Source organism: Burkholderia dolosa (assembly GCF_902499135.1).
GTDB lineage: Bacteria > Pseudomonadota > Gammaproteobacteria > Burkholderiales > Burkholderiaceae > Burkholderia > Burkholderia dolosa.
Window position 1 is genome coordinate 43241 of sequence record NZ_CABVPR010000043.1, and the last position, 7744, is coordinate 50984.

Below are 7744 nucleotides of genomic sequence, written 5' to 3' on the forward strand. Positions count from 1 at the left end.
AAAGCACAGCACTTCGAGTCGCTTCGGACTCGGGATATCCACACATCAACATCGGCGTGCTGCGACGTCGCATCGTCCTGAACGGTTAGAATGCCGGGCGCGTTGAGCACCGACTGCGTGCGACAACCGGCGCCGGAGCCGCCACGTCAGTCGATCGAGCGCCGACGCTCACCATTGAAAAGCACAGCGCTTCGAGTCGTTTCGGCGGCCGGATATCCACATCGCGGTGCGCACCCGAGCCGCGTATGCAGTCGCGCATCGCGTGACCGGCGGCCGGCGGCCGGCGGCCGGCACTCGAACCCGTCATCGCACACCGCGAATCCGTACTGAGTCAAGCCTGTCGCCCGACTGGCGCCGACGCTCACCGTTCGGATGCACAGCATTTCGCGTCGTTTCGTGCCGGGGTTGTCCACACGGGACGTCGCAAGTCGGCTCGCGTCCGCGATCCTCACCGATCGAATGCACAGCGTGCCGAGTCGTTTCGACGCGCGGATATCCACACCCGAGACCGTGGAACGGTCCGCCGGCGTTACGCCGGCAATCGGGATTCGCGATCCGGCCCGAAGCGGTGGAAAAAGGGCGGAGCTCACGCATGTACGGCTTCGATCCGCCCGCTCACCATTCGAATGCACAGCATTCCGAGTGATCCCGGGCGCCGGTTGTCCACATCCGCTCGCCGAGCACGCTTCACGCTAACGCTCTATTTGGTCGGCCCTTGGCCGGCGATCGATGATCACATCGTTGCCAAAGTCGACTCCGTCGACGCCATACGACGTGCACTTCAACGCTACTTCAGCGGCAAATTGGACACCGCGTCGCGCAATTGCGCTGCGCGCGTCATATTCAGCTCCGCGACACAGGCCAATCGCCCCATTTCGTAAGCGTTGCCAGCTGCACCGCCACTGAGGGAAGCGGAGAACTTACATTGGGCGGTGCGGTACTTGATAAATTCCCTGTTCGATATCGCCAATGCCGCGCCGGATGCGCGAATGTATTTACCTTCTTCGCCCCACTTTTTTATGGCAACGAACGCATCGGCCTCCGCTTTCTTCAAAAATTCCTGACTATCATGGACCTTCTTCACAAGACACTCTTTCATTCCTTGCTGCGAATAAGCACCACATTCGTCGTATAGATCTTTCCCGCCTTTAACGACTACAACAGATTTGGCGATCGAGAGCAGTGGAAACAGTATCGCAAAACCGACACCTATTATCGTTATTTGTCGCATGACAGCCCTGCCCTCTGGTTTATCAAACTCAGCGCGAAATGCAACTTCTTCGCATAATTTTTATCTTGTCGCATCGAATTGTAGCGCAATGCTACCGATTCCGCGTATATTGCCCGCCACCCTGTAATCACACGGCGGATCGAGGCTTTCCGGCATTTCAGGATTTGCCCGGGCCGCAATATTGTGATCCCTGGATTCAGACGCTTTAGCACTTCAATAGTGCTGCCATGTGCGTTGGCGATCTTGTGAAAGCTGTCGCCCGGTCTGACGATGATGTCGCGAACGATAGTGTCTGCTACAGGCATGCTGCGATGTTCAAAGGTCGTCATGCGCATAAGCAGATATGCCGACTCCCGCCATGATATTGTGTACAGGATTCGATCTCGCCGACGCCATAGTCAATTTCCCCTTCCAGGTTGTTGGCAGAATCAAGTCGCCCCCCTCGTTGCCGTGAAGGAACGATGCCAAACCTGGGTCGCCCGGCACGCCGATTTGTAATGGCTTAATTCTCCATTCAGAACTATTTTCCCCCGTTTCAACCCATGTCATTGCCTTCACCAGACGCCAATCCAGAGGTCTGTACCCGGCAACTCCCGATAAATGACGATTATATTCATTTACTGCCATCTGAATTTCGCAATCCCAGCTATCCCAGCTAGCATTTCCGACAGCCCTGCCGATTCCATCCTGCCATTTTTCAAATCCACTCCTCACCGATTCTTTAGTCTCCATGCTCGTCTTCCCGTCCATTTGAGTACGCAGACGCAGATACGCCAGATATTCGTATCTGGCATACCGCACACTCAACACCCTAAATAGAAAAATCGAAACGGAATGAACATCGCACATAGTCCGATCACGGTTCAATTTTCTGGATAACGGTCAAACAGCACAGTTACGGGCAGAAAACGCTGCAAGCCGGCGACGCGCGTAAAAAAAGATCGCAAAAGGTCAACGACCATGCGCCCGAGAGCCAAGCATGGACGACACTGGCTCGTTGCGGCGCCCAGCCAAAGGTCGCATCGTCAGCAGTTGCAACCTGGATGCTAGCTATCGCGGCCAGGCGGCTGAGAAACCACATCAGTTGACGCACTTCTCTCCCCGACCACCCCTCCCGGCATCCCACGCTCATCCGCATCGCCGTCCACCGGCACCACCTCATGAAAATGCGTGTAGTCGATGTGCGTGATCCCGTCCTCGTCGTGCATCAGATCGACGTAGCGATGCGCCCAGCGAATCCGGTCGTGCGGCCATGCATAGCGCGCCTGCATCATCTGCGCGGTCGTCTCGTCCGATCCCTCGATCGTGATCAGCAGCGACGCGTCGCGCGCGGCGAGCGATTCGGGCGTCTCGCCGAACAGCGGACTCGCTTCGTCGATCACGTGCATCAGGTTCCAGCCGAGCAGGAAGATCGGATGCTCGCTACGAACGAGCGGCAAATCGTGAATCTTGCGCAGCGTGTAGCCTTCGTGCGTGCCCTCGACACGCATCAGCCGCAGCTTCGCCTGCGCCTCGGCGATCACGTTCTGGCGCGCGTTCGCGGCGCGCACCATCAGCGTCATCCGGCCGTTCAGCGGCCGCACGATCGCGTAGCGCGCGAACAGAATCTTCGCCTGCGGCCGCGAGAACCGCGCGAACACGAGCCCGGTGGCCAGCGCGATGCCCGACATCCCGACGAAGATCTCGAGCGTCGAGACGACGTGCGCATAGACGGTCTGCGGATGCATGTCGCCGTAGCCGACCGTCGCGAGCGTCTCGACACTGAAGAAGAACGCGCCGGCGAAGCCGGGCGGCGACTGGTTCGCGATCGGCGCGCGGCCGAGCAGGTAGAGCGCCGCGAAGCCGCTGTTCAGCAGCAGGAACAGCACGGCGAGCGACAGGAAGAACACCGGCCAGCTCACGGTCAGCGCGCGGTGATACAGGTCGCGCCAGCCGAGCGGCGGCATCCCGTAAGCGACGACCGGCCGGGTGCCCGACCAGATCTTGCGGCCACGGCCGCGGGAAGCGGGGGAATACGATTCGGCGTTCATCGCGCGGCACCTGAAGCAGGAAGGCGATGAGCGTAGCACGCGGTGCGCGTCGGCCGTCGCCGCGCAGCGCTGGCCGGCATCAGCGCGCGTACCGCGCCAAAAAAAACGCCGGCCGCATCGCGGGCCGGCGTCGTCGCTACCGTACGGCCGCTCGCCGTATCACTTGCGGTCGACGATCACGCGATCGAACGTGCCGCCGTCGGCGAAGTGCGTCTTCTGCGCGTTCGCCCAGCTGCCGAAAATCTGCTCGACGCTGAAGGTCTTCAGCGGCTTGAATTCGGCCTCGTGCTTCTTCAGCACGTTCGCGTCGCGCGGACGCAGATGATGCTGCGCGATGATCTCCTGCGCCTGCGGCGTGTACAGATAGTCGAGATACGCCTGCGCGACCTTGCGCGTGCCCTTCTTGTCGACGACCTTGTCGACCACGGCCACCGGCGGCTCCGCGAGGATGCTCGCCGACGGATACACGGCGTCGAACTGCGCGCCCGACGCGCCGGTGTCCATCAGCGCGACTTCGTTCTCGAACGTGACGAGCACGTCGCCGATCCCGCGCTGCGTGAACGTGGTCGTCGCGCCGCGGCCGCCGGAGTCGAGCACCGGCACGTTGCGGAAGATCGCCTTCTCGAAGTCGAGCGCCTGCTGGTCGGTCGCGCCCTTCTGCTTCTGGTAGCCCCACGCGGCCAGATACGCGTAGCGGCCGTTGCCCGACGTCTTCGGGTTCGCGATGATCACCTGCACGCCGGGCTTCGCGAGGTCGCTCCAGTCCTTGATCGCCTTCGGATTGCCCTTGCGCACGAGGAACACCATCGTCGTCGAATACGGCGAGCTGTTGTCCGGAAAGCGCGTGCGCCAGTCCTTCGGCAGCAGCTGGCCGCGCTCCGCGAGCAGGTCGATGTCGTTCGGCTGGTTCATCGTCACGACGTCGGCCTGCAGCCCCTGCAGCACCGACAGCGCCTGCGCGCTCGACGCGCCGTGCGACTGCTTGATCGTCACCGTCTCGCCGGTCTTCTGCTTGTACGCGGCGACGAAGCCGGCATTGATGTCCTTGTACAGCTCGCGCGTCACGTCGTACGACACGTTCAGGATCGACGTGTCGGCGTGCGCGGCCGTCGCCGCGACGATCAGCGCCGCCGCCGCGCCCGCGTGCAGCCAGCGGCCGATTCCGTTGATGCTTACCATCGTGATATGCCCCGTTTCCAGTGGTGGTCGATATGCGTGACCGCGCTCGCGCGCCGTCATCCAAACGTAAGCGGGCATTCTAGCGGCCGCGCGCAGCGGCCCTTCCAATCTGTGGTGGAAAGCAAATCTCGAATTCTGCTAACGCGCGGCGGCCGCTCGCGCGGGCGCGCGATCGAGTGTTAAGATCGCCGCTCAGCCCAACTCCACGGTTCATCCATGTCCGCTGCCCTGCGTTCGTCCACGATCGTCGCCGCCGTCGCGGCAGGCGCGCGCGCGGCCGGGCTGAAACTGAAAAAACGACTCCTCGACTGACGGGGATGTCGCGTCCCGTCAGGCGAATGCCGGACGGGATGCCCGCAGGTCGTTGTTCTTCTCCTCGCTTGCACGCCTCGCTCCGGCACCGCGCCGGCGGAACGGTTCCTCCCCACTCCGTTTCCACCATGAGGCTTTGCATGCACACACGTTTCGAAGGTATCTGGCTGCCGATCATCACGCCGTTTCATCGCGGCGAAGTCGACCACGCGGCGCTCGCGCGGCTCGCGCGCCGCTACGCGGACGCCGGCATCGCGGGGTTCGTCGCCGGAGCGACGACCGGCGAAGGCGTGCTGCTCGACGCGCGCGAACAGGACGCGGTGTTCGCGACGCTGCGCGACGCGGTGCCCGACCGGCCGATCGTCGTCGGGCTGACTGCGAGCGCGACGCACGCGGCAGCCGCCCGCGCCCGCGAACTCGCGGCGCTGCGGCCGGACGGGCTGCTCGTCACGCCGCCCGTCTACGTGCGGCCGACGCAGGACGGCATCCGCCGGCACGTCGAGGCGATCGTCGACGCGGCCGATCTGCCGGTGCTCGTCTACAACATTCCGTATCGCACCGGCGTGAACGTCGAACTCGACACGCTGCAGGCGCTCGCGCGTGACCCGCGCGTCGCCGGCATCAAGGAATGCGGCGGCACGCTCGACCGGATGAGCCGGCTCGTGCACGACACGCCGCTCGCGGTGCTGTCCGGCGACGACAACCAGAATTTCGCGGCGTTGTGCGCGGGCGCGCACGGCACGATCGCGAGCAGCGCGCACGTGCTGCCCGAATGGCACGTGCGGATCCATGCGCTGCTGCGCGACGGGCGGCTCGCGGACGCGCGGCGCATGTCGGCCGCGCTGCAGCCGCTCGTCGCCGCGCTGTTCGCCGAGCCGAACCCGGCGCCGGTGAAGGCCGTGCTCGCTGCGCAAGCATGGTGCGAGAACGAGCTGCGGCTGCCGTTCGTGCCGGCGAGCGACGGGTTGTGCGCCACGCTGGCGCAACTCTGCGCGGAACTCGACGCGCACGCGCCGGCCGCCGCGCTCGCGTAGCTGCCGGCGTCGCAGTCAAGCGGCGGCCGCGAGTGCGGTGGTCGCGCGCGTGTGCGTCGCGTCGGCCACCGCCTGCGTGACGATGCGCGCGAGCCGGTCGATGGTCGGCGTCGCGGACGACGCACGCCGCAACAGTATCAGCGGCACGCTCGGCAGTTCCGGCAACCCGCACGTCGCCGCGTCGAGCGCGCGCACTGACGCGGGCAGCCCGTAATGCGACCGCACCGTCAGGCCGAGACCGGCCGCCGCGGCTGCCCACAGCCCGGCCAGACTCGGCGTCGTGAACGCGACGCGCCACGGCACGCCGGCGCGATCGAGCGCGTCGGTCGCCGCGCTGAAAAACCGGCACGGCCGATCGAACACGACGAGCGGCAGCGGCTCGCCCGCCGCGGCCGGTGCTCGTGCGTTCGTCGCGCGACGTGCGATCGCGGCCGATCCGGACGCGGCGCTGCCCGGCCCCGCATCGCCGCCGTCCGGCACGCCGAAGCCCGCGGCGCGCGCGCCGACCGCCGCGATCCACCGCATCGGCACCTGCGCAATCGCTTCGCTGTCGATTCCCGCCCGCGACTCGAGCGCCGCCGACGCCGGATCGCCCCACACGAGCGCGAGATCGAGCTGATTCGCGTCGAGCCGCTCGAGCAGATCGGCGTTGCGCGCGACGCGCGCCTCGATCCTCACCTTCGGATGCGCGCGCGCGAAGCGCCCGAGCACGTCGGGCAGGATCGCTTCGCCGAAATCCTCCTGCAGCCCGACCCGCACCCAGCCGTCCAGCTTCACGCCGCGCACGGCCGCAGCCGCCTCGTCGTTCAGCTCGACGATCCGCCGCGCATAGCGCAGCATCGCGTCGCCGGCATCGGTCAGCGCCAACCCGCGGCCGGACTTCACGAACAGCGGCGTGCCGGCCTGCTCCTCGAGCTTGCGGATCTGCGCGCTCACCGCCGACGTCGAGCGCGCGACGCGATCGGCCGCCTTCGCGAAGCTGCCGAGATCGACGCCCGCAACGAGGCTGCGCAACGCGGCGATGTCGAAATTTGGACGGGCCAGCGCGGCATCGGCCGCGGCGGGCGACGTCGCGTCGTCGTCGGACACGCTCTGTGCACACATGTCGATCATCCTGTTTTGTCGAACGGTTCGTTAAAAACTTTCCGATTTTCAGGATCAATGTAGGCGGCGAGACTGTGACTGTCAATTTCCGGTTCAGGTCCGTCGCCATGAATACGCAATCCATCGCTTCGTCCCGTTCTCCCGTTCGGGCCGCCCGCGTCGCGCGCGGCGCCGCGCATCGCTGGCGCGTGCTCGCGGCCGGCGTCGCCGCGAACATGAGCTTTTCGGCTGCCGCGGCCGGCATTCCGACCACCGCCGTCTGGATGCGCAGCGCGTATCGCCTCGACAACGGCGCGCTCGGGCTCGTGCTCGGCGCGCTCGGCTTCGGCGTCGCGTTGTCCGAGCTGCCGTGGGGCATCGCCGCCGATCGCTTCGGCGATCGCCGCGTGCTGCTGACCGGCCTCGTCGCGACGGCCGCGATGCTCGCGCTGATGGTGTGCGCGATCGTCCCGAACGCGCATGCGGTGCCGCCGCTTGCGCGCGTCGTCGCGGCGATGGGTTGCGTCGGGCTGCTCGGCGGCAGCGTGAACGGCTCGAGCGGACGCGCGGTGATGCGCTGGTTCGGCGAGCGCGAACGCGGGCTCGCGATGAGCATTCGCCAGACCGCCGTCCCGCTCGGCGGCGGCGTCGGCGCCGCGCTGCTGCCCGCGCTCGCGTCGCATGTCGGGTTCGCGGCGGTGTACGGCGCGCTGATGCTGCTATGCGCGGGGTCGGCGGTGCTGACGTGGCGCTGGCTGCACGAGCCGCCCGATGCGCCGGCCATTGCGGCTTCGGCTTCTTCGGCTTCTTCGGCTTCTTCGGCTTCTTCGGCTTCTTCGGCTTCTTCGGCTTCTTCGGCTTCTTCGGCTTCTTCG

Annotated in this window: 8 protein-coding genes; 2 read left to right on the forward strand and 6 right to left on the reverse strand. The window is 65.6% G+C overall.

Annotated features, from left to right (window positions below; translation table 11 throughout):
* Positions 1-787: 787 nt before the first annotated feature.
* The 5 genes from BUB20358_RS19095 to BUB20358_RS19110 all read right to left on the reverse strand — a co-directional run bounded on the left by BUB20358_RS19095 (position 788) and on the right by BUB20358_RS19110 (position 4440).
* Positions 788-1231 (reverse strand): lysozyme inhibitor LprI family protein, encoded by a 444-nt coding sequence (locus BUB20358_RS19095; RefSeq protein WP_035971623.1) that lies wholly within the window; start codon positions 1229-1231, stop codon positions 788-790.
* Positions 1219-1560: a LysM peptidoglycan-binding domain-containing protein gene (locus tag BUB20358_RS28720; protein ID WP_308810678.1), complete on the reverse strand. Its 342-nt coding sequence runs from the start codon at positions 1558-1560 to the stop codon at positions 1219-1221. Before BUB20358_RS28720 ends, BUB20358_RS19095 begins: the two co-directional genes overlap by 13 nt.
* Positions 1547-1963 (reverse strand): hypothetical protein, encoded by a 417-nt coding sequence (locus tag BUB20358_RS28725; RefSeq protein WP_308810677.1) that lies wholly within the window; start codon positions 1961-1963, stop codon positions 1547-1549. The genes BUB20358_RS28720 and BUB20358_RS28725 overlap by 14 nt, the downstream gene beginning before the upstream one ends.
* 314 nt (positions 1964-2277) lie before the next feature.
* Positions 2278-3261, reverse strand: a complete 984-nt coding sequence (locus BUB20358_RS19105; protein ID WP_045552406.1) for an ion channel — start codon at positions 3259-3261, stop codon at positions 2278-2280.
* 159 nt (positions 3262-3420) lie between these two features.
* Positions 3421-4440, reverse strand: a complete 1020-nt coding sequence (locus BUB20358_RS19110; RefSeq protein ID WP_006763244.1) for a sulfate ABC transporter substrate-binding protein — start codon at positions 4438-4440, stop codon at positions 3421-3423.
* A 452-nt stretch (positions 4441-4892) separates the two neighbouring features.
* Here BUB20358_RS19110 and dapA point away from each other — a divergent pair, with 452 nt between their 5' ends.
* Positions 4893-5786: a 4-hydroxy-tetrahydrodipicolinate synthase gene (gene dapA / locus BUB20358_RS19120; protein WP_035971622.1), complete on the forward strand. Its 894-nt coding sequence runs from the start codon at positions 4893-4895 to the stop codon at positions 5784-5786.
* Between the two features lie 15 nt (positions 5787-5801).
* On the opposite strand, the gene BUB20358_RS19125 is transcribed toward dapA, so the two are convergent.
* Entirely contained in the window at positions 5802-6890 is a 1089-nt protein-coding gene (locus tag BUB20358_RS19125) for a LysR substrate-binding domain-containing protein (protein WP_035973253.1), read from the reverse strand.
* A gap of 107 nt (positions 6891-6997) precedes the next feature.
* Between BUB20358_RS19125 and BUB20358_RS19130 the strand changes: the two genes are divergently transcribed.
* Positions 6998-7744 (forward strand): MFS transporter (locus tag BUB20358_RS19130; protein WP_174905100.1); only part of this gene is annotated, 747 nt, incomplete at its 3' end.